The sequence below is a fragment of the Lysinibacillus sp. FSL W7-1291 genome (genome assembly GCF_038593415.1).
GTDB classification, from domain to species: domain Bacteria; phylum Bacillota; class Bacilli; order Bacillales_A; family Planococcaceae; genus Lysinibacillus; species Lysinibacillus fusiformis_D.
The window spans coordinates 2,316,510-2,341,744 of the sequence record NZ_CP151994.1; the positions used below are offsets into that span (position 1 = coordinate 2,316,510).

Below are 25,235 nucleotides of genomic sequence, written 5' to 3' on the forward strand. Positions count from 1 at the left end.
AGACCAAACTTGTACATGGCCTAACATTTTTTCTTTTGTCCCAGCCTCTTTCTTCTTTTACTAAAGCACCCGTTAGTTTAAGTGTAACTCTTCACAATTACTTGATATTATATAGTTAAGTAGAAATATAAATTAGAATTTAGTTTATAGTTATAAAAATAAGTTTTTTATACTCTTATAATTCTTCAAAAAGGAGAGTTTATGAAAAAGACTATTGTTTTTGTATTAACGATACTTATATTATTCTCGGGATTCGCAACACAAAGTTATGCGTTGTCAGATTCGAAATCTGTGGCAATACAAGCGTTGCTAGATGATGCCTCTCGTACATCAGGTGTGCCTGGAATGTCAATCTCAATACTTGCTAATGATGAAGTGTTCTACTTTTCTTCTGGGTATGCAGATCTTGAAAAGGGGTTGTCTGCAAGTGAAAATACACTCTATGAGTTGGCCTCGGTGAGTAAAGCTTTTACTGGTATGGGGATTCTGCTATTGGAAGAGCAAGGGCTGCTATCAATGACTGACCCTATCCAAAAATATTTACCTTGGTTTACGTTAAAGTATCAAGGTAAACCTGTTGATATGCAAAGCCTTACACTAAATAACTTCCTTCACCATACCAGCGGCTTAACAAATATTAGACATACTCAAAATATTCCACAAGGCAATACGCCTGATATGTTGCAAAAGACTGTGGAAACGCTGGTAGATGCTGAATTGGCGTTCTCTCCCGGTGAACAATATAACTATGGAACCGTTAATTATGACGTATTGGGTTTGGTTATTGAGATTGTATCACGACAAAGCTATGAAGACTTTATGAGGGAACAGGTATTTCTACCCTTAGGTCTTCACCAGACGTATGTTTATAAAGAAGATGCTCAAGCCACTGGACAGTTAGCACAGGGCTACCGTTCTTCCTTTTTCATAACAACTCCATTTAACGCTCCGGATTATGCTGGGAATAAACCTGCCGGCTATATCATTTCTAATACAAAAGATATGGCGCGTTGGATGGGCATACAGATGGGTATCGTGCAGGACATACCCGAAATATTTCACAGGGTTATCGAAAAATCACATAGGGGTGATATGTCTGTTTCGGCTGTCAACGATATGTATTATGCGGCAGGTTGGTCGGTAAACGCCGAACAAACGTTTATAGAACACACTGGGGGTAATCCGAATTTTAGAACCGAAGTAGCCATACTGCCAAATGAACGAACAGCCATCTGCTTACTGAGCAACGGCGCAAATACCAATATAAACCTGGTACTAAAAGTTAAAGATATATTAGACGGCAATCTAACTCAGTCATATGAGATAAGCGGCACACAGCTTTTGGACATCATTTTGTCGTCTACCACAATTATTCTTTGCCTATTGGCCGTTCTGTTATTTCTCTTAGGATTAAGAAAAAGGAAAACGAATGAGCAGCAGCCAATTACAAAAAAGAGAACAATCGTAACAATTATTTTCCTAATCGCTACGATTGCCCAGTGTATAATGTTTTTTGCCTTCGATTGGTCAACGATACTTATTTGGCAAACATATAGTGTTCTTACAGCTTTGATTTCGTCAACATTATTAACAGCAAGCATTACTTGGTATATACTCACCGATAAGATGCCTCGCTCCGAAAATAAGTATAATGTTAAGTAATTAAATTCCACTTTATCAATATTCTTAATTAAAAAAACATAAGACACCTCGGTGTCTTCTCAGACTGTAGACAAACTCGATGAATTTTGAGTTTGCCTACAGTCTTTTTTCTTTTACAATGAAATAAAGTAAAGCCGTTGATTTCCACTACGGGCGGACGCTTTCCGCGGGCGGGGTCGAGCTGCTTCCCTCGCTTCGCTCAGTCCAGGATCTCGACTTTCCCGCTTTTCCCGCAGGAGTCGCCGCCCTTCGTTCCAATCAACTTCTACATAAAGTACTCTATCTACATAGGGTGTTGAAAAGTAAACTTTTGAGGTGATGAAGCATGATGACGAAGAATCAAACCAATGAACGTGAACAATTAGAAATGTTAACGATTGATCAATTAGTTCCCCAAGATCATTTAGTACGAAAACTAGAGGCGGCTATTGATTTTTCATTTATCTATCCTTTAGTAGAAAACCTCTACTCTGCTAAAGGACGCCCTAGTATTGATCCTGTTGTTCTCTTTAAAATGACGTTTATTCAGTACGTTTTTGGTATACGGTCCATGCGTCAAACCATCAAAGAAATTGAAACCAATATGGCGTATCGTTGGTTTTTAGGATTTGGCTTCCATACAGAAGTTCCGCATTTCTCTACCTTTGGTAAAAATTATGTCCGTCGCTTTCAAGACACCGATATATTTGAGCAGATATTTTATCGTATATTAAAAGAGATTATGCATCAAGGACTCCTCCATGCAGACCATTTATTTATCGATTCTACGCATGTGAAAGCGAGTGCGAATAAACGAAAGTATGATAAAAAAGTTGTGCGAAAAGAAACACGGGCTTATGAAGAGAAGCTTCAATTAGAGTTAAATATTGATCGTGAGGAACACGGAAAAAAGCCCTTTTCCCCGGAGAAATTTGAAAAAGAAGAATGGAAAGAAATAAAGGAAAGCACGACAGATCCTGAAAGTGGATATTACGTGAAGGATGAACGTACAAAACAGTTTGCGTATTCTTTTCATGCAGCGACAGATGAAAAGGGCTTTGTCTTGGGTGCCATTGTGACTCCGGGAAATGTGCACGATAGTCATGTATTACAGCCACTTGTGGAAAGAGTCATTGAAAACGTTCAAAAACCATTAGCTGTTGCGGCAGATGCAGCCTATAAAACACCAGCGATTACGAACTTTTTGTTAGAGAATCAAATGTTGCCTGTTCTTCCGTATACACGTCCTAAAACGAAAGATGGATTCTTCCGAAAGCACGAGTATACATATGACGAGCACTATAATTGTTATCTTTGCCCACAAGGGCAGATATTGAAGTATGCGACAACGACGAAGGAAGGATATCGCCAATATAAATCGAATCCTTTGATTTGTGCGAAGTGTCCAAGCCTTTCCCAATGTACAGAAAGTAAGCATCATCAAAAACTCATTCAACGCCATATTTGGGAGTCGTATGTGGAGGAAGCTGAACATTTACGCCATGCCTATGACATCAAACAAATTTATGCAAAGCGCAAAGAAACGATTGAGCGTGTCTTTGCCGATGCAAAAGAAAAGCATGGTATGCGATGGACAACCTTAAGAGGTCTAAAAAAATTGTCCATGCAGGCGATGCATACTTTTGCTGCCATGAATTTAAAGAAACTGGCTACTTGGACGTGGCAAGTAGCTTAAGAGAGCAACTAAGCTCGAAGAGTATGTTGAATTTGGTAGTATATTACCAAATGTTAAAAATAAAATAGGAAGAAAAATGACAAAAACCATCGAGAGTGAACTTCTCGATGGGCTTTTGTCTACAGTCTGGAAACTGCATAAATTTTTATGCAGTTTTTTCTTTACTTTCAAATAATTATTTTGTAAGATAAAGCCAACTTCAAAAGTGGCCAGACCACTTTTGAATTCATTCAGTAAGAGACGCCATCATCTGAAGGTGGTGGATTTTGTTTCTTTTTAGTAGGTACCCAAACACCTACTGAATGAAGATAAAGCCTTTGGATGCATTGTTTATCTGCGCGAAAGGAAAGCGACAGCAATAATTATTCCAAGGCAAATAGATTGACCGAGGAGTTGATCGTATGGATAAAAAAACCGAACAAAAGAAAGTGTTTTTAGATATCGTCCAATAATTACGACAACTTATTAAAATAGAAAAAACACAGGCTGGTGAAAAGTCACCTTCCGAAAGAGTCTTTTCAGAACGTCTAGGTGTCAGGCGATCCTCTGAGAGAGAGGCATTGCGAAGTTTAGAGTTATTAGGTCTTATTGAAACGAGACATGGGGAAGGTATGTTTCTAGCTTCTACATAAAAGCATCAGCTCGTAGAAATATTGTCGATGTTTATATTAGAAGACATGAAAAGGAAGCCATTCGCATTATAAGTTGTACAGAAACTCTGCAAACACTACCAGTGTGGGGCAGTTTTTTTGTAAAGCTAGAGATAGAAAATACGATTAATTGTCGGGATGTTTTACGAGAAATAATCATCACGTCAGGAAATCGTCTTTCACTAAAAGTCTAGTTTCAGTTAGCAGTTTATGCTGATGACCGTTTAAATCGAAACTCAACAGAAGAAGAAAAATTAATCATTCAAACTATGTTGAAATCGATGCAGCTTGGCTATGAAAAAGAAGCATTAAAAGCTTACCAACAGTGGATGAATGCTGAACAAGGCATTTAGACAACAAAGGGGGAGTAAAACATGGTAATACGTAGCTTATTTAGTAAAAAGAAAGAGGACGGACAGGAAAAGGGATTTCCAGAAGGACTTATGACAAAATGTCCAGAATGCCGTCACATTCAGTTAACAAAGGAATTAGAAAAAAATCATAAAGTGTGTACAAAATGCGACCATCATTTCAAAATGACTGCACAGGAGCGCGTAGCATATTTCTTAGATGAAGGTTCATTTGTTTCAATGGATGATCATTTACAAACAAGTAATCCACTTAATTTCCCTGATTATGTAGAAAAAATTTCAGTGGCTAAACAACAAACGGGATTAAGCGAAGCTGTACTGACTGGGTTAGGAACTCTTGATGGAGAAGAAATTGTTGTAGCCATTATGGATTCTCATTTCCGTATGGGCTCAATGGGCTCCGTTGTAGGAGAAAAAATCACACGTGCCGTTGAAAAAGCTATTGAATTACGTGTACCGGTTATTATCTTTACTGCTAGTGGTGGAGCGCGCATGCAAGAAGGTATTCTATCATTAATGCAAATGGTAAAAACGAGTGTGGCATTAAAACGTCATAGTGAAGAAGGACTATTATTTATTTCGATCATGACGCACCCTACATACGGTGGCGTTTCAGCAAGCTTTGCTTCTGTTGGAGATATTAATATTGCTGAACCACAAGCATTGATTGGCTTTGCTGGTCGCCGTGTCATTGAAGAAACATTAAGAGAAAAATTACCAAATGATTTCCAAAAATCAAAGTTTTTACTAGCACATGGTCAGCTTGATGCAATTTTCCATAGGAAGGATTTACGAAACCAAGTAGCAATACTTGTAAAAATGCATACAAAAGGCGGTGTGCAACATGTCTAAAAATTTAGCTTTTGAAGAACCAGTAGTACAATTACGAGAAAAAATTGATGAATTAAAAACGATTGCTACAGAGGCAAATGTAGACATGACAGGCGAAATCGAAAAGCTTGAAACACGTCTAACACAGCTAGAACAATCTATTTATGCCAATATGAAGCCATGGGATCGTGTACAGGTTGCTAGACATCCAGAACGACCAACAACTTTACAATATATAGAAGCTATGTGTGAAAACTTTATTGAGTTACATGGAGATCGTACATTTGGTGATGATGCAGCTATTCTTGGAGGAATTGCTCTCTTTGAAGGACAGCCCGTAACAATTGTTGGACATCAGCGCGGAAAATCAACTAAAGAAAATATTAGACGAAATTTTGGTATGCCACACCCTGAAGGATATCGTAAGGCATTACGCTTAATGAAGCAAGCTGAGAAATTTAAGCGCCCAATTATTTGTTTTATTGATACAAAAGGAGCCTATCCGGGTAAGGCAGCCGAGGAACGCGGCCCAAGTGAAGCCATTGCTAGAACTCTCTCTGAAATGGCCATTCTAACAGTACCAGTTATTAGTATTGTTATTGGGGAAGGCGGAAGTGGAGGTGCCATTGCATTAGGGGTAGCTAATCGCGTCTTTATGTTAGAGAACTCAACGTATTCGGTTATCTCGCCTGAAGGGGCTGCATCGATCTTATGGCGAGATGGTAGCCTAGGGAAGCAAGCTGCAGAAGCAATGCGGATAACAGCACCTGACTTAAAAGAGCTTGACGTTATTGATGGAATAATCCCTGAAATAACGGGTGGAGCACACCGCAATGTTGTGAAGCAAGCATTTTATATAAAAGAATGTATAAGCGTCACACTAAAAGCATTGAATTCCCTAAATGGCGAACAATTAATTGAAGATCGCTATGAGAAATTCAGAAAGATTGGACAATATACAGAAGCTTAAATTCATTTTTAGGTTTTTGGACATGTGAATTTGTTCGTAAAGAGAGAAAAATTGTTTCTTAGATAAATTAATATCCCAATGATGGAAGAAAAAAGAGTTGTATTTTGTAATATAGTTTGAGAAAAATAATTTCGCATTTAAATAAAACCCACGCATTTTGATAAAAGTTTGATCAAAATGCGTGGGTTTCTTCTATAAAATCAACGTTTGCAACAAACTTTTAATCAAACTTTATTCCAAACCAACATGAGCTAATATCGATTCTATTTAGAAAATCGTGAATTATTTTCAAAAGTTTAGACTTTGATGTCTATGTACAAGTCATTTCGTCTCACTATTATTAGTATACTTTTCAATGAAATATAACTTCCTATAATTTATATTATGTAAACTAAAATTATTTGGCGTGGATGAGGGCTTAGACACGTCAACTACCCATAAGCTGTTGTATATATGGACAAAACGGTGTCTCCCCTTTAGTGAATTTGTTTAATTGGCAAGATTTATACTGCATATACTGTTTAAGGTAACTCCAACTCCACACGTTTTGACGCTTATTCATCATCTGATAAATAAGCTGTTATTGAACGAACTTGTTCGTAGCCAGTTGCCATTAAAAATGTTGGAGCGCGTCCATAACTTTTAGCTCCGACTATATAGAAGTCCTTTTCTGGTTGGCGCAGAATTTTTTCTCCATGCGCTCTTACTGTGCCACAACTATGCTTCACCACCATAGGCTTCTGCTACAAATTTTTTACGCATAATCCACACTAGCTTTGTTGCAGTATTCTCTGCTTGTAATTCAGCGAGTACCAATAATGTATTACTAGCCGAATGACCACCACTAATAACTGCAATTTTCTTATTGACATATCTCTTAGTATTAATGTATAGGATACCATATTCAATGTGATCTACTAATGCTTTTTCATTTTATAGCCATCCCCCTGTAGAATTTGCTGGGTTTGGATTTCCCCATGCACCCGTTGCATAACAGCTCTCGCTTCAATAATCAGGAAATCTTAGTAAAAGATGTTTACAAACAACTTAAAGAAAGATATACTTACAAAGTAAACAAAAATTCTTAAGGAGGTCGAATGAAATGATCGTTATCGTTAAATTAATGTCATTGGTAGCTACAACTTCAGTAAAAATGAAAATCACACATTCGACCAGATCGGAATGGATCGCTTAAGTTTTTTGTAATTAAGCATACCCATACCGCAGGGAGAAGTGTGCCCCTGCGGTATTTTTGTGCCTTTTTTTACCGTAGAGGAGTCTCTCTACGGTTTTTTTCATTTTTTATGGTAATTTAAGGAGGTGATAATAAATGATATTAAACATTTTTGCTCTCACGATAACTATTACAAAACGTAAGATCTCTCGTGAGCAAGCACTTCATAATGAAAATGTGAAAAAAATCTTTGAAGAGAACCAAAGAAAAATTGAAAGTTATATTCGTATTCGTCAATATTAATTTTGTTAATTAAAAAACATGGAAGGTGGGAATTGAAATGATTTATATGATCAAAAGACGTCATGCAGTTTTATGGCTGGAGAAAGACACAACCACCAGATGAAGGAATATAAAGTGACAATACAATATAGCTATTTAATTTTATAGTCTCAGTAAAGCTAACCCGTTCTAATCTAGAACGGGTTGCTTTAGGAGGCACTTTTTAAGCGATGTTTTATACATACAACTTGATGTAATTTAAGAAAATGCTGAATTACAATGTTAGGGAAATTCTAATTCTAAAAAGCGTAATTCCTCGATACTAAAATTGAACTTGGCATTTTTTATCTTAATTCCATTATTCCGTTAGCCATCCATGTAGCGCAAAAACAGCGCCCCATTGTGGAAGATCCTAAGCATATGTCTTCTTAAATTAAAGCCCTCGTTAGTTTAAGATAGTACATAATTATAATAAGGTTCACCTTCTTTTCTTAATGTAATTAGTTTCTATATATATATCCTTACCAGCGATTTATCGCTATTTTCATTAAGACAACGTATAATAAGAGAAGCAGAAGAAAAAGAATTCATTTTTCCTCTAGTTAAAAAAAGAGGTGCAATTATTTGAAACAGTTTGAAACAGCATTACCTGAGCAGTATGAAACATTAAAAAAACAGGCAAATTATACATCTAGCTGGCGAGAGCGTTTAGACGCAGTCGAAAAGTTATCGGCTTATCAACATGACAAAATCATAGATTTATTAATAAATCGTATGCAACATGATACTGTCTACAAGGTGCAAGTAGCAGCCTATGAAGCACTTGCGGCGCTTGGCGAAGACGTAGAGAAGCCATCACCTGCACGTTTTGATATTATCAAAGGAACAGACAAAATTTTCCTGCGAGTTAAAAAGAGCTTGCCGAAGGATCATACCGTGGCAGACTTTGCGGATAAACTAAAACGTATGCGTTTAGATGTCTTTGATGCGTATGAAGGCGATAAAGGTGTACAATTTATGAACTGGTTAGAGGAACGTTGGGCAAAATTGTAATCAGTAGTTTTGCGATTTATGAAGGAAAGTCATTCTCTCCACTTGTGGAGGGAATGGCTTTTTCTTATCTTACGCTGCGGTTCATCGAAACTAATATTAACTTGTATTTCTTCTTTTCTTTGATCATCTATCTTCTTTATTGTTTAATGATAAAACAAACACCTTAACAATTTTCTTTAAACATGTTACTCAAGAAAATTGTTATGGAGTAACATGTTAAACAACACCCTTCAACTAAACTGCCCCGTTAGTTCAATAATCAATAATAAAGAAAAAGATGGTTGCCTCCCCTACCCTACTTGAAGTCGTTGCTAGTTCAAAAAATGTTGGCAGATGACATTTAAAATTGTCTTAGAAATTAATCAATTAGCCTCCATTTTTAGAGAGCTATTATTTATCAATATATTAAAAAAGGGTAACCTATCATCCATAGAACCCTTCCAATTTCTTTTTACAACCATTTTATTCAGATAACATACTCTGCATAATTACTATCGTAGCCCTTTGCATAAAAAGCTGTAGAAACAATATTCAAAGGAAAATCCAAGAAATGTTGGTTTAATAGCATTTCTTGGATTTCGGTTTCTTTCCAAACTTTCATTTGATATTGTTATTAAACGTTTACTAGTGGATAAAAATTATTAATCTTACCAATCAAGCAAACTAAAAGGACTGTCTCCGTTGAAGAAGTATCATTTAAATGCAATGATTCAACTACTTTTTAATATTTATTACTTTGTATCCAATAAATAAAATTAAAAACCAAACTGGGGCGACATATAGAGCAACACGCATATCTGGAATAAACGCCATTAACACAATAACCATTAATAAGAACGTAATGGCAATGTACGTAGAAAGTGGATAAAGCGGAATTTTGAATTTCAGTTCAGCTACTTCCTCTTTCGTTTTTGACTTTCTAAATTTCAATTGTGCTAATAAAATAATCATCCAGCTTGTAATGACTGCAACCGTCGCAACAGCAGAAATATAGATAAACACTTTTTCAGGTACTATATAGTTTAAGACAACCGCCATTAATAATACCGCTGAAGAAAATAAAACTCCTCTATGCGGACTACCGTTTTTGCTTACTGTTTTAAAATATTTCGGACCATTTTTTTGTACCGATAAGTTGTGTAGCATACGCCCTGAACCGTATAAACCACTATTAAATGCAGACATTGCTGCTGTAATAACAACAAAGTTAATAATGTGAGCCGCAGCAGGGATGCCGACATAATCGAAAATTTGAACGAACGGGCTACCTTCTGAACCAACTTCGTTCCAAGGATAAATAACCATCATAACGCCTAATGCACCAATATAGAAAATTAAAATACGCCAAACGATATTGTTAATAGCTGAAGGAATGGATTTGCTAGGATTTTTAGCTTCGCCTGCAGAAATACCAACTAATTCAACCCCACCAAATGAGAACATAACCAATACTAGTGACATTAAAATACCATGGAAACCGTTTGGCATGAAGCCACCGTGTGCCCATAAATTATCGAAGCCAATTGCTTCACCATGGTTGCCAACACCGAAGAAAATAATGGCTAATCCTAGAACGATCATACCGATAATCGCAACAACTTTAATCATCGCAAACCAGAATTCGAATTCTCCGTAAGCTTTTACATTTGCTAGGTTTACAAGCGTCATAATAACAAGGACTACAAGAGCAGTTACCCATTGTGGAATATCAGGGAACCAGTAGTTAATGTATACACCGACTACTGTTAATTCTGCCATGCCAACGACAATCCACATGAACCAATACGTCCAACCGGATAAGAACCCCGCAAAGCGTCCTAAATATTTATTCGCGTACGTGCTGAACGAGCCTGATACTGGTTCCTCTACTGCCATTTCTCCTAATGCACGCATAATTGTGAAAATAACTAATCCACCAATTAAATAAGCTAGTAGAATAGATGGTCCAGCCATTTGAATTGTTGAACTAGAGCCATAAAATAAACCGACCCCAATTGATCCACCAAGTGCAATTAATTGCATGTGACGAGTACTTAATCCGCGCTTTAGCTGTGAATCTTGATGATTATCTTTCATAATGTCTTACTCCTAATACGTTTAGATTTTCAAATACTTGCTCAAAAAAGGAATAAAAAAACGCCCTTTTGGATTAACCAAAAGGACGATTCAACTCGTGTTACCACCTTTAATTTATAAGCAATTCACATTACTTACCTTAAGAAGTACGGTCATTTGACGATACTCTCGCACATGATTACGGGTGCTTACCGACGTAGCCTACTTAGAATAATCTTTTCGGTACGCAGCTCCAAGATGAATTCCCAATCGTTTTACATGCACCTCTCATCAACCGGTAACTTTCTGTTCGTAAAAATAATTGATACTATTTCTTTTCATAGCCTTTGTTCTATACAAATATTTTTGAATTATTTTTCATTTTACACAAAAAAAATATTTTGTCAATAAAATTTTTCAATTAAAGCTATAAAGCATAATATAACAAGAATATTTGATATGAATCATACATATATTGATTTTAATATTTCATTAAAACAGAAGTCTATTATGATCCTAAGAAGGATTTATAATATATGCGAGAATTATCTATAAAGATAGGATGATGACAATTATTGAAAAATCGGTTCTTGCTATGGTTATTTTACGTGTATTGTCTGGAAGTATTGAAGTAAGTGCTGGCTTATTGATGCTAAAGTTGAATAATTTAGAAAAAGCATTCTATATTAATACAATGCTTGCATTGGTTGGTCCAACAGCTTTAATCGTAACGACAGCAATTGCACTATTTGGACTAGCTGATAAAATTCCTGTGACGAGAATCATTTGCTTATTTACGGGAATAACACTTATTATTATTAGCTCACATATTAAGTAATATAGACATTCCGCGTTCTAATGCTAATTAAACTCTTTCTTACAAACATCACATTTATGAGGCATACCTTTTCGCCCTTTTTAAACAATATCTTTTAGATTATTTAGTTTGCTGTAGCGTGTGACGACGCTGCGTTTTTTTTTTATGTATAAGTAACCACTACCTGCACAAATTTATATTAAGTGTATCGCACGCACTTATTCGGTTGTGGCGTTGGTTGACCGCCACAACCTCCCTCATTCAGGGTCACCGTAACTCAGTGACCCTTTTCTAATTTCTATTGTCAGATTGTTTAGTAACATTACACTGCATCAGGCAGTTTTCTACTTGAATAAAGAATGCATCTATAAAGCAATTTCTTTCGGCTTAACATCGATCAACAATATTTCTTGACCTCTACCCATGTTGATAAATTCTTTGTTTTTGTCAGTTGTACTCTGCATCTTTCCTAGTCCCAAAATCCACTTAAATTATTGATTGCCAGTAAATTAAACTTCTGCGATACAATCCCTGACCTCTACCTCTTATATACACAAAACTCTTCTAGTACTTCTTTTCTTGTTTTGGCTTAGGTTAGATTTTGTCTGACAATTGAAAGTGCTATTAATTGTTACGTTGAATATTTAATTCATCTTAAGGAGAATCTAGATTAAATGATAATTATTATGTAAACTAAAGTTATTTTGCAGTGAGAAGAGTCTTGCTTACAATCAAATTCTCTTATGTACATGACATCTGTATATTGTAAATGGACAAGAACTTTCGGACAAATTTATAAGCAATGCTCATCTAGTATTTTGAGTGTCAGACAATTAAAATTCAACATATTTTGTCATTACCCATGAGTATGTCCTATAAAGGTTCATCCCCTGATAATGCCACTATTTCATTTGTAATTTCTTATATGTTTTATACATTTTTTGTGACAAAAAATGAGTCTCGTGGTTTCTTAAAAGTATAAACATAGTACCAAACTCCCGTTTTACATATTTTTTTATAATTTCTATATAAATATATAAGTGTAAATATGCTTGATTTAGATGTATTTAGCTACATTAATAGCATATTTGCTTAGTTATGTGATTGATATTATTATCTTCGTGAAAGGAAAAAACTTCAAAGGAGAAGATATGGTGAGAGGAAAAAACAGCACTTACTGTAGCATCATCTAGCGTAGGGCAAATTAATCATTATAAAATTGGACGCTTCAAGAATTAAAAAATGAGATATTGGAGAGTGAAGAAAAATGAAAAGTAACAAGATAATTTTGTGTGCTATGATGACAAGCTTTTTGTTTGTAACCGGTAATATATATACAGCAAAGGCTACTGAAATTCCTGAAAATACCCATAATATTATTAAACAACAAGGTGTATCAATCGAAGATATTGATAAAAAAATTGATAATATGATAGCTAGTATCCCACCACTTTTTGGCTTTTTACCATATAATCGTTTTCCTTATATGTTTGGAGAAAGTGTTGATGTTTCGGGGATAAATATAGAGAACACTAATGTTACTAGTGTCGTTCCGCTGTTTATTGGTTCAAATACATTTGAAAATAGAACTGATCGACTAATAACCTATAATACTAGCTCTTTTAGTAAATCAATTACAGATTCAACAACTACTCAAACCCTACACGGTTTTAAGACAGCCTTTGAAGCATCAGGTAAAGTTGGAATTCCCTTAGTAACTGAAGGGCAAATTAAAACGACGCTTGAGTATAATTTTTCTAATACTGATTCTACCACAAAAAGTGTGACTACAACTTACACAGCAACTCCACAACCTATTCCAGTACCACCATATACAAAAACTAGAACAGATGTATACTTAAATCAGGTATCTATCTCTGGAAATGTTGAAATTTATGCAGATGCTATTACAGGTATAAAAGCTGAATCTTCTGGGACAGTAATTTCAATTGGTGCTGGTCTTGATTTAGCTAGTAACACTTATGGGCTAATTAGATCTCCAAAAGACCCAGATCGAGTACGGGCAATAGGGAGTGGGAAATTTAACTTAATTCATGGGGCAGATTTTTTTGCCATAACATATGACATAACATATGGGGAAGCATCTGCAAGAATAATAGACGTCAGAGAATTTTCTTTAAAATAATATTAAACTTTACTTAAAGATGGGATTCCTATGGCATCCCACCTTTTTTAAGTAGTTCTATTTTGGAATAACTAACTACTCTTTTATAAACAAAAATGAATTAACGGATTCGAGCCTTACGGAATCCATCGAAGATACTGAGTGTTGCAGATAAAATGAATACGATGATGACGCCGACGACTATCCATATTTCCAATTGCTTAGTTGTTATGGTAAATAATTTACTCATGTACGTTATAAATTCTTGGTTCATTAAATTTGGATTGCTTAAGATAACAATGAATACAACGGTTGCGAAAAGCTCAACAATAGTATTAAAGATTGCCATTTTTTTCGTCCATTGTCCTTTCAATAATTTGTAGAGAGCTAACCCAATTTCGAGAGCGATGACAGCGATAACAATTGGCCAATAACGAAGTAAAACATCCTGATTGAAAGCTGGCATTACGAAGTTGAGGCCATCACCACCGCCTTCATATATACCTACAAGGTGATTTGCATAAAAATAAAGAGTTGCCCAAATCGCCGTCCACATTAAATAGCCAAATACTTCAAGCTTCGTAATCGCTTTTTTCTTTGGAATATAAATAATGTTTTTCAAATCTTCAGGGGTCCATTTTGTTAGGCTTGCTGACAACGGATGCTGATCTTTTCCTTTATCTGTTCGTTCAATAATGACGAATACGAGTGTTAGCCAGAAAAAGACATGTATTCCTACTTCGATGATTCTCCATATTCCTTCACCCATAATCGTGAGGACGGCATTAATAATCACTTCTTCCCCACCAAAACCAATAAAGTATTCGGCAATAATCGAAATTAACGCAATGACAGCGGCAATTGGGACAATCATTTTTAATAACGATAAATATACATCAAAATAGCGTGGACCAATTAAATGCATTGGTTGATCTCGATAACCACTCGCTAATGCTGCTGGGTTCCCTAATTTTTCAAGTACATCCTTTACATCATCCTCACTGTAATCGTCAGGTAGCATATCCTCAATGGTTGATCGTAACTCAAGTGCGATATCCTCACGATTTTTTTCAGGCAGCCTCCGAGTGACCTCTTGAATATAAATCTCAGTCAGATTCATCTTGATCATCATCTCCTTGTAATAACTCATAAAGTTCTTTTGAATTGTTAATCCATTCTCTTTTTAATTGCAAAAATACCTCTAATCCATAGTCACTTAATACATAATACTTACGCGGTCTACTCTCTGATGTATCCCAGCTGCTCGTCACTAACTCTTGTTTTTCTAAACGGCGAAGCAATGGATATAAGGTACTTTGATCGATGTTAATGCCCGCTTCCTCTAATAATTGAACAAGTGAATACCCATACTGGGGTGTTCGTAATTGACTTAAAACGGCTAATGTCAGCGTTCCTCTCCTAAGTTCTGTCGTTAATGAATTCAGTAACGTACTCATTTACTCACCTCAATTCCACTTACTATATGACATACACTGTATAACTTATACTATGTATCGTACACTATTATTGTTACAACAACAAGCAAATTCAAATACCCTTGTAAGAAATAACATGAAAATGATTTAAAAGAGTGCATAAAAACAATGTTTATATTCTTTGTTAAGAAAACTAAAAAAGCCCAATTTCTCTGAATTGTAGGAGAGAAATTGGGCTTTGACTGCTACACAAAACTTGCCGAACTGTTGCATAAGATAGTCGAGCTTAGTTTAAAATGATCAGTCTTTATATAAAATTATAGATATGATAGATAAATAGCATACGTGATTCTGATCGTCCTGGCTTCATCTAGTCAATATTAAACATTTTTGTGGAAGTCCATAGTTAGTTCAGTGTGATAGCAAACTCCGAGTTCGGCGCACCAGCAAATACAACCGTTCCATTCTTCGGTAGCTTTACTTTGTTATTGCCGCTTACAACGGTAAAATTCACGCATACGCCCTTCTCATCATAAACCGCAAACGAACTGTTCGATGACAATTCCACGTTCATTGTTTTCCCAGCTATCGCTTGTGGGATCGTAAACCATTTCGCATGTCCTTTTGCTTGCAAAGTTACTTTGGATGACTGCCCTGTATAAAGCGGTTTTACGTTAGTTCCACTTACGTATAAAAATCCGGACATTTCCATATATTCATTCCCGCCTTCCGTATAGAAACGAGTCTCTGTCATATCACGGCCATTCATCACTGGGATTTGAAGCTGATGCGCCGACATGTTTGGACCTATAATTTTTCTGCCCTCCCAATAGCCCGCTAGGTCTTCCTGACGATTAATTTGTTTGGTAAGCAGCATTGGTACGAGATATTGAGCAGAACTATATTTTTCGTTCACAAGATAGAACTTCACGCCCTCCCGTTTCTTCCATGCAGCAGCAGTCTCCTTCGATAGTACATTGTCTTCAAGCTTCTCAGCTAAATATTGAGTCATCGCAACTTGCCCAAAACCTGGTGCTGTTTGATAGGTGCTCTCTTTTAAATAAGTACGTCCGTTCTTCTCAGTGACAAAGTTGAGCTTGGATGTACCCTCCTCATTAATAAAGCTTCCGTCCGCAGTATATACATACTTTTCTTCGGGATTAAGGGATAAGAACAGTTTTCCGTTCTTCATAATTTCAAGTTTGAAATGACTGAAACTATTCCCGTAAAAGCCTGCTTTCTCTACTAGATCTTGAGGCATCTGAGTCGTTACTGGCTTGCCAAAGGATTTGTTTGGCTTAATATCCTTAATTGTGCCCTTCTCTTTAAGTGCAGCAAGCAGTAAGTCAGTCGCCATCAGTTGATTTGTAACACTACTACCGCTGGATGACACCACAGCAGCGGCCATCTTCTGTTCTGGTAGAACGACCAGTGTCGCATGTTGTAATATTGTGTCACCGCCCTTAGCCAAACCCTTTATCCCATATTCACTAAATGGATATAGTTTCACACTATCCCATCCAAGACCATAGTTGAAAATATTATCTCCATCCTCTGGCCACATTCCTTTTTTATATTCCTCTTGCTCCATAGCCTTGACTGCCTTCTCAGAGAGAATCTCTTTTCCCAGTCCCATAAACAATTGTGAGAACCTTACCATATCTTCTGCTGTCGAAGAAATCCCTCCCGAACCAATCAAATTCACTGATTCAATAGGAAGTTGCCCTTGATAGGATGGAAAATAAAGTTCAGCCCGTTTATCGTCTGCCCATTTATCCTGCGATGTTTTCGTATTATTGAGCTCTAGGGGCTCTGTAAAACGTTGATGTAGAAATTCGGTGAAGCTCATACCGCTAACTCTTTCCACCAAAATCTCGGCCAGCGTATAGCCGTCATTACAGTATACTGAGAACGCGCCAGGGTCTGCCTTTAAGCTCTGGTTTGACAACTGCTGTAACAAGGTATCATGGACATAGGTATCATTATCTTTAAATAAAATTGCATTACTATACACAGTTCCTTGTAAGCCGGAGGAATGGTTCAACAGCATACGCGGTGTAATGCGTTTGTATCGTTCATCCTTCATCTTAAAATCAGGAAGATAGTTAACAACAGGAGTATCTAAATCGACTTTTCCTTCATCGACCAATTTCATCATAGCCGCTGCTGTATACACTTTACTGACCGATCCAATTCCATATTGGGTATCTTTGGTTAGAGACTGTTCCCCTTTTAAATTGTCCTTGCCTTTCTGTCCCGACAAAATTAGCTTGCCATTATCAATTAACGCATATTGCACGCTAGCCGTCCCATAGGATTCCGTGAGTAGCGTAGCCTTCTCTGCTGCAATCTTCTCCAGTTTTTGATTAGCTACAACTTGATTAGCTACAACTGTAGTCTTATTGTTAGAAAACGCCATTGCCCCTGTTGGCAGGAACATCGTTAGCGCTAATGTAGCAGCTAATACCCCAGATAGTTTACTTTTCATAACAGAATTTCCTCCTTAGATAAGCAATTGATTTCATCGCTTACGGTTATTTGGACCAAAGAGTTCTCTTTGTTGTCCTTATTAGCAGTATACTTCAATAAAACCAAATTTAGGAAAAATAAAGTAAACAAAAGGTAAAATTTATAGCAACTGCCTTTCATTTATTAAAGGATGAATAACTGTATTATAGTTAATTTACCAGTACATAACATTTCAGACGTTAGTCTGAAGACAAGTAATGAGATAAATTGTATATTTTATTTATACTTTTTAACTATAAAAGTATTAGGAAAAATCCTAGACAACCATTACGTATAGATAAAAAATACTACTAAAACGTTCAAGTACATTTATTTGTACAAAACTATACGTAATGCGTTTGTTCTATTGGCATCAGAAAAATTATCAATCTGTATAAATTAAAGTCCAATGATTTTCTCATGTCGTTTTAGCTTTATGCAAATATTCAGACCGTTGACTAAATTTATCTGTCAATCATTGATGTTTCTAAATTGGGGCATTGTATTAAACATTTATTAATGAAGGGATATAAAAGTGTGTCGAGGTGATTTCTATGAAAAAGAAAATGCATTTTACAATTTTAAGTAACGATTCAACAGACGGAGATGGCGGTTACGGAGTAGGAACCCTTGATTTAAATAATGTAACGTCGATTATTATAGATTGTGAAAAAGAACAGGTGTTTATAGATTTAGAAGCCTTACATGGACGAAGTATAATCGAGAAAAAAGTTCGTTTTTCCTCTGATTTAGCTCATGCTAGTGACGATTATTATCGTTATTGGATAGTTTGGGTAGCTATTCAAATTTCTCAAAATGGTCCTTATTATGCGGGATGTACTGCAAGTGAAGTACGGGTATCAAAAGAAGTACGACGTATTAAACTTGGCTATAAATCTTTGCCAGAACAAGTAAATTATTTAGATAAGGCACTTAAAGGGAAAGTTCTCTTGAAACATGTAGATAGTAATTCAAAAAAACTACTTTATCAGTTTTTATCTGCATTTAATGAAGACTATTGGAAATACTCACCTGAAGAATTAAAACAACAATTGTCTGGATGGGAGGATTTATAATGGCATTTGTAATTACAGAATTATGTAGGGATGAAAAAGCGGCTGTCTGTTTGGATGTCTGTCCAGTAAATTGCATTGTTATGACAGATACCCAATATGTAATTAATCCTGATATTTGTATTGATTGTGGAGCTTGTGAATTAGTTTGTCCAGTAGAAGCTATTTTTTTTGAAGATGAATTGCCTGCTGAATATGATTCAGCAACCCTGCTAGCTCTCAATCATTTTCGAAACTAAAATGGATTAGGATTTTATACTTCATATCATAATAGTGCCGTTTGCCCAAAACACCCTCCAGACTTTTTTCACCTTTATAATATTATGCTAAGCAATTTCCTATCTAAAAAAAGTCGGATTCCTAGACAATAAGAAATCGACTTTTTTATATGGCTATTTACAATACCTGCAAACTAATTGTGGTTCGCTTATTAGGTACAACAATAAGGAAAAATATTAAAAAATGCTGGTTTCCTTTTACCCATCTTAACGCTAGGGTTCAAAACCCTTCTGGCTAATGAAAAGTTCTTCTTCCGAAAAATACTGCCTCATTCGTTTATAAACCATTTGATAGACGGATGGATGATACCATTCTTCCATTTCCAGTTTTCTATATAGCGCCTGTAAGCCCATCTTGTGTGTGCGTTTACCACCGTGTCCGTCCCCCATAAAATAATCGTCAATACATACTCGGTTAACCAAGGGACGCAATATTTCTGCAAATCGCTCAGTACTTGGTAGTAAGGGGGCGATGGCAACCTGTGCAGGAATACCAAATTCAGCAAGCTGTTGGAGTGTTTTAAGCCTTGCTGAAATAGGTGGAGCATAGGGCGTAAAATGCTTGCGAATATCTTCCCTATCCGTCTCTATGGTCATACTTACCCGCACTTTATCATTTAAAAGTTGCAGTAAATCGATATCTCGACTTACAAGTGGGCTTCTAGTCTGTACTAATAGGAAGTCAGGAGGATTCTCTACCATAACTTCAAGTAAAGATCGCGTCACTTTTTCCTTATGTTCTATTGGTTGATACGGATCTGTACTTGATGACATAAAAATGGTTACATTCCCTTTTGCTTTGGCCCGATGGAGTTCCTTTTGTAATACATGCGCAGCTCCGTTTTTAACATCGACCCAATGCCCCCACTCACCTTCCCTGAAAAGAGATACAGGCATTTCGCGAACATAACAATAGGAACAGCCAAATGAACAGCCTGTATAGGGATTTAGTGAATGCGTATAGCCAGACAGAAAGCCAGTTCCTTTATTTAGAATGGTTTTCGGATTTTTATAGAATATTTCATGTTTCATAATGGCCCCCATTCATTGTACGGCAATAATTATTCATTATTTGATGAAGCTCGCTTTTCAAGATCCAGGAGCAATGTCTTCATTTCTAATCCACCCCGATAGCCAGTTAAAGAGCCATTCTTCCCTGTTACGCGATGGCACGGTACCGTAAGTAATACTGGATTAGCCCCAATAGCCGCTCCTACAGCACGAACAGCAGCTGGTTTATTTATAGCATTGGCAATATCGGAATAGGATTTCGTCTGCCCATAAGGAATTTCACAAAGTGCATCCCAGACGGCTTGCTGAAATGGCGTACCTACGTACTCAAATGGAACAGTAAAGGTTTTCCGTTTTCCTTCTAGATACTGAGTAATTTCAACAACATAAGGTGCAAGCATTTCATCATTTTCCACAAGAGTACTTCCTGGAAAGCGTTTTTTTGCCCATTCGACTAATTCCTCGAATGGTTTGTTCTGTGAACCTACAAAGACAAGCCCCTTTGAAGTTGACGCAATATATAATTGCCAATCCTTAAACTTTAGTAAAGACCAATATAGACTTGAATTATTCTTTGTTTCCATTGTACTTCTCCTCCACTTTACTCATTTGACGAAATTGTGCTGGCGTCTGTCCCGTTTTCTTTTTAAATAAAGTAATAAAATAAGGCGTATTAGCCATCCCCACACATAAAGCAATATCTCCAATCGCTTTATTTGACTGAATCAAATACTTTTTAGCTACGTGTACTCTAACTTCCTGTATATATTCAACTGGCGTCATGCCTTTAATCTTTTTAAATGTTCGATGCATATGATACGGACTTCCATGACAAATATTTGCTAACGATTCTAGCGTTAATTTTTCTGTGAAATTTTTATCAATGTATTCCGTAATTACATCCACCCACTCGCTATCAGGCAGATTTTCATTAGTGGGCTTGCAACGTTTACAAGGGCGAAAATTTGCTTGGAGGGCTTGTTCTGCGTTTGAAAAAATGCATACATTTTCTTTTTTCGGAACGCGAGATTTACAGGATGGTTTACAAAATATCCCTGTCGACCTTACAGCGTAGAAAAATTGGTTATTGTACGCTGCATCATTATTTATAATGGCTTGCCACTTTTCCTCTGTTATCATTTCTACTTCATTTATCATTCTAGGATGATGGCTCTCTCGATGTCCGTTATCGATACTATCCGACATTTATCTCACCTCTCCTTACAATATACTCTCTATAAATTCAGAATGGACAATTCTAGGAATAGAATAGCAAGATATTGAAGTTTAATTTTTACTTAGAATCGTGAAAAATGATTCCAAGTCCGTAGCGTTCTCCAGCAGTAACTGTGCTTACTCCGTGACGAACCGTATTTTTGTAATATCCTTTTTTACCTAAAACAGGTCGATGGTGAGTAGGAAAGATTAGCGCACTGCCTTGTTCTAAAGTAATGACATGCCCTCTACTCTGAGCACGCGGAATTTGTTCCACTAATAGAGATTCACCACCACAAAAGTCTTGATCTCGTTGATTTAATAAAAATACTACTTGAAACGGGAAAAATATATCACCATATAAATCTTGATGTAAACAATTAAATCCGCCTGTTTCATACTTTAATAGTAAAGGTGTTGGTCTCGTTTGATTATACTCTTCACAGGTGTTCAAAAAATCTTGAAGTTGTTCTGGATACTGTTCTGTCTTCTTTAAATAGCTCAGCCACCGATTAGCTGTTTTTGCTAATGCCAAATAAAAAGCCTCTCTTAAATGTTGGATGATGTCAGGTAATGGATAAGAAAAATATTTGTACTCCCCATTCCCAAAGCGATATCTCGTCATATTGATTGTCGTTCTGTATGACTCTTCCTCACCATACATGTCTATGAAGAATTCACACTCCTCCTTTGTTAAAATCACAGGAAGCTTTGCAAATCCTTGCTCATCTAATTCATGTTGAATGGTCTCCCAATCTAAGCTCTCAACACGTGTTTTTATATGTTGGACCATTTTTATACCCTCCTTTACATTCCTGATAACTAACACTATAACCTCATAAATAGAAAAAAATAAGAAGTTGAGAATATAAGAGCAAGATAACAAAATTAGTAAGGGCTATGGTGTGATTGTTATTACATTACCTACAATTTTCGATATGATTGCAAACCTAGGCGATCTAACAAGGGGGAAATTGAATGCATATATGAAATAGAGAAAGATATCATGACAAAAGCTATAGCCAATGGGGAAATTTGGACCTTAGTATAGGTAAGCGTAATAAATAATAAAACATCACTGAATCTCTTCTTTAAAAAATCCGGAAAAGCATAGATATCTTTATGCACTTTTCTTCAATAAGCAAGAGATGTATTGACAGTATTTTCCATTATATATATTTAGGTTGAATAGATTAATCATCAAAAAATGGAGGGATTTTTTTGAGAAAAACATTGATTTATTTTCTAGGATTCGTTTTGTTTTTATCTTTCTTTGGTTCTGAAGTAAAAGCTATGGAAAGGGTTGATAGTAAAACATTAGAGATAATAGATGGAACAACACTTAACTCAAGGGAATTGGAAGACCTACTTAACTCAAATAAAGAGTTTACTGTTGAATTATCAGACCAACAGGTAGCTGAGCAATATGCAAAAATAAAAAGCGTTACAATTCAAGAAGCTTACTCTAAATTAGCTGAATATAACAAACTTGATACCTTTTCTCCAAAGGCAGAGTCCTGTTCATGGTTTGGAACAAATACGGAAATCCCGATTTTCGGAAAAACTTACAGACCCCTCTTACAAGTATATGTACAGATATGTAGCTCAGGCGGCACACCAAAATATATTAATACAAACCAAGCACCGCTTTTACAAGAATTTGTAGCTAATCCAATCTCTTTTTCAGGCACAATCAAAGTGGAACTTCATAATGGACATTTCTTATTCCTAATCAATGGAAATTTTTATAATTCAACTTCAACCACTCATACTGGTACAATAGGAGTTGGAAACATTTTCACTGCATCCTACTCTGTTGCTTCTTCAAGTAGTTTTTATGCATCATTAACAACAGGTCTAACAAAACGTGATGTTTTAGGTTATTAACCCATTTTTCACCATTATCGGAGGCTGGTCCATGAAAAAAATACTTTCTATTATTACGCTAGCTACTCTTTTGATAATAGTCGGCTGTGATACTAACATATCAAATAACCAAATGTATAATGGGAATGATTTAAAAGTCGGGATTATCGGTCCATTTCCTGATTTTAGTGAGGAAAAAGTTGTCTTTGAAAAAATAACTTTTGATGATTTGAAAGGAAACACACAAAGAGTTTCAGACGACTTAGACGCTGTAATTATAACTAAAGAATTTCTTTCAGAAGCAGATGATGACCAATACGTTGCTGTTTATAATGAATTAGAGATTCCGACGTTCTTTATGCAATCAACTAAGGCTCACATTCCTTTTGTCAATGAGGGAGTGGATTATGATACATTTATTGACATCCAACCCTTGAGTTATGCAACTGGTTATTTAAATACCTCAACTGATAAAGAAATCAAGTATGAAACTTGGAGGTATGAGCTTATCGATCATAAAGAGAACAATTCAAACATACAAGAGTTGTATTCAAGAATTTTTAAAACGATTGATTCACTTAAATAGAAAATGTATTCAAAATCATGGTGACATCCAATATCTGCATTCTATATAAATATACGATGCATATAAAGAATTGGTCTTATAATATCCATGTCTAGGATACAATAAAAAGAGATTAAGGAACCTGAAGCTGGTTGGTGCTGCGCCCCGATTGTTAGACACATACTAACAATTGGAGGTGCTGTTTTTCTATGGGAAAATTTAAGCAGCAAAGAAAGAGAAATCGAGAAGTCAACAAATGTAGATCATAAACCCCTTTATTCATAATTTTTTACTTTCAACATGAATATCCACGCTAGGGTTCGTAACTTTTTTGGCTATTGAAAAGTTCATCTTCCGAAAAATACTGTCACATTCGTTTATAAACCATTTGATAGATGGTTGGTACCTTTCCCCATATCGATATCTCGTCATATTAACACTATAACCTGATAAATAAATAGAAAAAAATAAGGAGTTGAGAATGTAAGAGCAAGATAACAAAATTAGTAAGGGCTATGATGTGATAAAGTAAAATTACTCTTAATAGGACGAGGAGAATGAAAAGTGACATGGTATGAAGTCAATGATGATATTGTTATTACATTACCTACAATTTTCGACATGAATGCTAACCTAGGTTATTTAACAAGGGAAAAAAATGAATGCATGTACGAAACAGAGAACAATATTATGACAAAAGTTATAACAATTGGGAAAATTCAATCCTTAGTACAAATAAGCATAATCAATAATAAACAAATGGTGATTCAATTCCTAAATGATTCTAAACCTATTGAAAAGTGGAAGCGGCAAGAAATTGTAACATATATTCATGAATGGTTTGATCTCGATAATGATTTAACGTCATTTTATGAAATGGCAAAAGCAGACCCATTACTTAAAATACCTGTCCAAAAATTTTATGGATTACGAGTAATCGGCATTCCCGACTTATTTGAAGCTTTATGCTGGGGAGTTTTAGGCCAACAAATTAACTTAGCCTTCGCGTACACCTTAAAGAGGCAATTTGTAGAAAAATTTGGCGATTTCATTGAATGGAATGGTAAAAAATATTGGGTGTTCCCTTCATACGAACGAATTGCACAATTAACCCCTGCTGACCTATCAAATATTAAAATGACGGTGAAAAAAAGTGAATATATCATTGGCATTGCGAAATTAATGGCAAGTGGAGAATTATCGAGGGAAAAATTAATGGAAATGGACTTTAAAGGTGCTGAAAAAAGCTTAATGAAAATACGAGGAGTCGGCCCTTGGACAGCCAATTATGTTTTAATGCGCTGCCTTAGGTTCCAAACAGCCTTTCCAATCGATGATGTAGGACTTATTAATTCGATAAAACTATTACAAAATATGAATCGAAAGCCGACAAAAGATGAAATCATGGAATTATCGATACCGTGGAAAAACTGGGAATCCTACGCTACCTTTTATTTATGGCGTGTCCTTTACTAAATAAGTTTAAGATGAGAACAATTATAAAGAGCATGCTTTGAAACAAATGAATCAAAACATGCTCTTTTCAACTATTCTTTGCGAGCTTTCATATAATTACAGGCTCTATTATAAATGTAAATCTATCCTACAATTCATCAAT

The 25,235-nt window shown here is 35.8% G+C and carries 21 protein-coding genes, 2 pseudogenes and 1 other annotated feature; of the genes and pseudogenes, 14 read left to right on the forward strand and 9 right to left on the reverse strand.

The window, feature by feature from the left end; genetic code table 11:
* Positions 1-201 precede the first annotated feature (201 nt).
* From NST76_RS11300 to NST76_RS11320, 5 genes and pseudogenes are all read left to right on the forward strand, one after another.
* Positions 202-1,662 carry a serine hydrolase domain-containing protein gene (locus tag NST76_RS11300; RefSeq protein WP_058844397.1) on the forward strand — a complete coding sequence of 487 codons (1,461 nt, stop codon included), beginning with the start codon at positions 202-204 and terminating at the stop codon, positions 1,660-1,662.
* Between the two features lie 325 nt (positions 1,663-1,987).
* Positions 1,988-3,337, forward strand: coding sequence for an IS1182 family transposase (locus tag NST76_RS11305; protein WP_342543866.1), 1,350 nt, complete (start codon positions 1,988-1,990; stop codon positions 3,335-3,337).
* Between the two features lie 464 nt (positions 3,338-3,801).
* Positions 3,802-4,340, forward strand: a pseudogene (locus NST76_RS11310) (GntR family transcriptional regulator).
* A 21-nt stretch (positions 4,341-4,361) separates the two neighbouring features.
* Complete coding sequence (gene accD, locus NST76_RS11315) at positions 4,362-5,210, forward strand: acetyl-CoA carboxylase, carboxyltransferase subunit beta (RefSeq protein ID WP_058843559.1); 849 nt, start codon at positions 4,362-4,364, stop codon at positions 5,208-5,210.
* Positions 5,203-6,159 carry an acetyl-CoA carboxylase carboxyltransferase subunit alpha gene (locus NST76_RS11320; protein WP_036126268.1) on the forward strand — a complete coding sequence of 319 codons (957 nt, stop codon included), beginning with the start codon at positions 5,203-5,205 and terminating at the stop codon, positions 6,157-6,159. Before accD ends, NST76_RS11320 begins: the two co-directional genes overlap by 8 nt.
* A gap of 521 nt (positions 6,160-6,680) precedes the next feature.
* Here the strand turns inward: NST76_RS11320 and NST76_RS11325 are convergent.
* Positions 6,681-7,172: pseudogene (locus NST76_RS11325) on the reverse strand (flavoprotein); the annotation flags it as partial.
* Positions 7,173-7,489: 317 nt separating this feature from the next.
* On the opposite strand from NST76_RS11325, the gene NST76_RS11330 reads away from it, so the two are divergent.
* Positions 7,490-7,636 carry a YrzI family small protein gene (locus NST76_RS11330; RefSeq protein WP_080717122.1) on the forward strand — a complete coding sequence of 49 codons (147 nt, stop codon included), beginning with the start codon at positions 7,490-7,492 and terminating at the stop codon, positions 7,634-7,636.
* A gap of 603 nt (positions 7,637-8,239) precedes the next feature.
* Positions 8,240-8,668, forward strand: coding sequence for a HEAT repeat domain-containing protein (locus tag NST76_RS11335; RefSeq protein WP_036126241.1), 429 nt, complete (start codon positions 8,240-8,242; stop codon positions 8,666-8,668).
* A 714-nt stretch (positions 8,669-9,382) separates the two neighbouring features.
* Here the strand turns inward: NST76_RS11335 and NST76_RS11340 are convergent.
* Positions 9,383-10,744, reverse strand: a complete 1,362-nt coding sequence (locus NST76_RS11340) for an amino acid permease (protein WP_340811148.1) — start codon at positions 10,742-10,744, stop codon at positions 9,383-9,385.
* Between the two features lie 78 nt (positions 10,745-10,822).
* Positions 10,823-11,074: a binding site (T-box leader), on the reverse strand.
* A gap of 211 nt (positions 11,075-11,285) precedes the next feature.
* Between NST76_RS11340 and NST76_RS11345 the strand changes: the two genes are divergently transcribed.
* Entirely contained in the window at positions 11,286-11,561 is a 276-nt protein-coding gene (locus NST76_RS11345) for a YqhV family protein (protein ID WP_058843557.1), read from the forward strand.
* 1,246 nt (positions 11,562-12,807) lie between these two features.
* The gene (locus NST76_RS11350; RefSeq protein ID WP_036126233.1) at positions 12,808-13,686 is read left to right on the forward strand and encodes an epsilon-toxin family protein; all 879 of its coding nucleotides are present in this window, start codon (positions 12,808-12,810) and stop codon (positions 13,684-13,686) included.
* A 100-nt stretch (positions 13,687-13,786) separates the two neighbouring features.
* Here NST76_RS11350 and NST76_RS11355 read toward each other — a convergent pair whose 3' ends face one another.
* From NST76_RS11355 to NST76_RS11365, 3 genes are all read right to left on the reverse strand, one after another.
* Positions 13,787-14,785 (reverse strand): hypothetical protein, encoded by a 999-nt coding sequence (locus NST76_RS11355; protein ID WP_036126232.1) that lies wholly within the window; start codon positions 14,783-14,785, stop codon positions 13,787-13,789.
* On the reverse strand, positions 14,772-15,122 hold the full coding sequence (locus tag NST76_RS11360) for a PadR family transcriptional regulator (protein WP_036126229.1): 351 nt from the start codon (positions 15,120-15,122) through the stop codon (positions 14,772-14,774). Before NST76_RS11360 ends, NST76_RS11355 begins: the two co-directional genes overlap by 14 nt.
* Before the next feature lie 385 nt (positions 15,123-15,507).
* The gene (locus NST76_RS11365) at positions 15,508-17,589 is read right to left on the reverse strand and encodes a serine hydrolase domain-containing protein (RefSeq protein ID WP_036126227.1); all 2,082 of its coding nucleotides are present in this window, start codon (positions 17,587-17,589) and stop codon (positions 15,508-15,510) included.
* Between the two features lie 574 nt (positions 17,590-18,163).
* Here NST76_RS11365 and NST76_RS11370 point away from each other — a divergent pair.
* Both NST76_RS11370 and NST76_RS11375 read left to right on the forward strand, forming a co-directional pair.
* The gene (locus NST76_RS11370) at positions 18,164-18,685 is read left to right on the forward strand and encodes a YwhD family protein (RefSeq protein WP_330493301.1); all 522 of its coding nucleotides are present in this window, start codon (positions 18,164-18,166) and stop codon (positions 18,683-18,685) included.
* Complete coding sequence (locus NST76_RS11375; protein ID WP_036126223.1) at positions 18,685-18,921, forward strand: ferredoxin family protein; 237 nt, start codon at positions 18,685-18,687, stop codon at positions 18,919-18,921. The genes NST76_RS11370 and NST76_RS11375 overlap by 1 nt, the downstream gene beginning before the upstream one ends.
* Before the next feature lie 252 nt (positions 18,922-19,173).
* On the opposite strand, the gene NST76_RS11380 is transcribed toward NST76_RS11375, so the two are convergent.
* The 4 genes from NST76_RS11380 to NST76_RS11395 form a co-directional block, all read right to left on the reverse strand.
* Complete coding sequence (locus NST76_RS11380; protein WP_342543868.1) at positions 19,174-19,992, reverse strand: radical SAM protein; 819 nt, start codon at positions 19,990-19,992, stop codon at positions 19,174-19,176.
* A 29-nt stretch (positions 19,993-20,021) separates the two neighbouring features.
* Positions 20,022-20,555, reverse strand: coding sequence for a methylated-DNA--[protein]-cysteine S-methyltransferase (adaB, locus tag NST76_RS11385; protein ID WP_342503746.1), 534 nt, complete (start codon positions 20,553-20,555; stop codon positions 20,022-20,024).
* Positions 20,539-21,177: a bifunctional transcriptional activator/DNA repair enzyme AdaA gene (locus NST76_RS11390; RefSeq protein ID WP_271913498.1), complete on the reverse strand. Its 639-nt coding sequence runs from the start codon at positions 21,175-21,177 to the stop codon at positions 20,539-20,541. The genes adaB and NST76_RS11390 overlap by 17 nt, the downstream gene beginning before the upstream one ends.
* Positions 21,178-21,265: 88 nt before the next feature.
* Positions 21,266-21,979, reverse strand: coding sequence for a 2OG-Fe(II) oxygenase (locus NST76_RS11395; RefSeq protein ID WP_058843555.1), 714 nt, complete (start codon positions 21,977-21,979; stop codon positions 21,266-21,268).
* 428 nt (positions 21,980-22,407) lie between these two features.
* On the opposite strand from NST76_RS11395, the gene NST76_RS11400 reads away from it, so the two are divergent.
* The 3 genes from NST76_RS11400 (at position 22,408) to NST76_RS11410 (ending at position 25,093) form a co-directional block, all read left to right on the forward strand.
* Entirely contained in the window at positions 22,408-23,073 is a 666-nt protein-coding gene (locus tag NST76_RS11400; RefSeq protein ID WP_342543869.1) for a hypothetical protein, read from the forward strand.
* Positions 23,074-23,104: 31 nt separating this feature from the next.
* Positions 23,105-23,638 (forward strand): hypothetical protein, encoded by a 534-nt coding sequence (locus NST76_RS11405; protein WP_342543871.1) that lies wholly within the window; start codon positions 23,105-23,107, stop codon positions 23,636-23,638.
* A gap of 543 nt (positions 23,639-24,181) precedes the next feature.
* Entirely contained in the window at positions 24,182-25,093 is a 912-nt protein-coding gene (locus NST76_RS11410; RefSeq protein WP_342543873.1) for a DNA-3-methyladenine glycosylase, read from the forward strand.
* Positions 25,094-25,235 lie beyond the last annotated feature (142 nt).

Excerpts from the sequence above, each read along its gene's own strand:
- NST76_RS11300 (WP_058844397.1), top strand. The coding sequence starts at position 202 with ATGAAAAAGACTATTGTTTTTGTATTAACGATACTTATATTATTCTCG.
- NST76_RS11305 (WP_342543866.1), top strand. The coding sequence starts at position 1,988 with ATGATGACGAAGAATCAAACCAATGAACGTGAACAATTAGAAATGTTA.
- accD (WP_058843559.1), top strand. The coding sequence starts at position 4,362 with ATGGTAATACGTAGCTTATTTAGTAAAAAGAAAGAGGACGGACAGGAA.
- NST76_RS11320 (WP_036126268.1), top strand. The coding sequence starts at position 5,203 with ATGTCTAAAAATTTAGCTTTTGAAGAACCAGTAGTACAATTACGAGAA.
- NST76_RS11330 (WP_080717122.1), top strand. The coding sequence starts at position 7,490 with ATGATATTAAACATTTTTGCTCTCACGATAACTATTACAAAACGTAAG.
- NST76_RS11340 (WP_340811148.1), bottom strand. The coding sequence starts at position 10,744 with ATGAAAGATAATCATCAAGATTCACAGCTAAAGCGCGGATTAAGTACT.
- NST76_RS11345 (WP_058843557.1), top strand. The coding sequence starts at position 11,286 with ATGATGACAATTATTGAAAAATCGGTTCTTGCTATGGTTATTTTACGT.
- NST76_RS11350 (WP_036126233.1), top strand. The coding sequence starts at position 12,808 with ATGAAAAGTAACAAGATAATTTTGTGTGCTATGATGACAAGCTTTTTG.
- NST76_RS11355 (WP_036126232.1), bottom strand. The coding sequence starts at position 14,785 with ATGAATCTGACTGAGATTTATATTCAAGAGGTCACTCGGAGGCTGCCT.
- NST76_RS11360 (WP_036126229.1), bottom strand. The coding sequence starts at position 15,122 with ATGAGTACGTTACTGAATTCATTAACGACAGAACTTAGGAGAGGAACG.
- NST76_RS11365 (WP_036126227.1), bottom strand. The coding sequence starts at position 17,589 with ATGAAAAGTAAACTATCTGGGGTATTAGCTGCTACATTAGCGCTAACG.
- NST76_RS11370 (WP_330493301.1), top strand. The coding sequence starts at position 18,164 with ATGAAAAAGAAAATGCATTTTACAATTTTAAGTAACGATTCAACAGAC.
- NST76_RS11375 (WP_036126223.1), top strand. The coding sequence starts at position 18,685 with ATGGCATTTGTAATTACAGAATTATGTAGGGATGAAAAAGCGGCTGTC.
- NST76_RS11380 (WP_342543868.1), bottom strand. The coding sequence starts at position 19,992 with ATGAAACATGAAATATTCTATAAAAATCCGAAAACCATTCTAAATAAA.
- adaB (WP_342503746.1), bottom strand. The coding sequence starts at position 20,555 with ATGGAAACAAAGAATAATTCAAGTCTATATTGGTCTTTACTAAAGTTT.
- NST76_RS11390 (WP_271913498.1), bottom strand. The coding sequence starts at position 21,177 with ATGTCGGATAGTATCGATAACGGACATCGAGAGAGCCATCATCCTAGA.
- NST76_RS11395 (WP_058843555.1), bottom strand. The coding sequence starts at position 21,979 with ATGGTCCAACATATAAAAACACGTGTTGAGAGCTTAGATTGGGAGACC.
- NST76_RS11405 (WP_342543871.1), top strand. The coding sequence starts at position 23,105 with ATGAAAAAAATACTTTCTATTATTACGCTAGCTACTCTTTTGATAATA.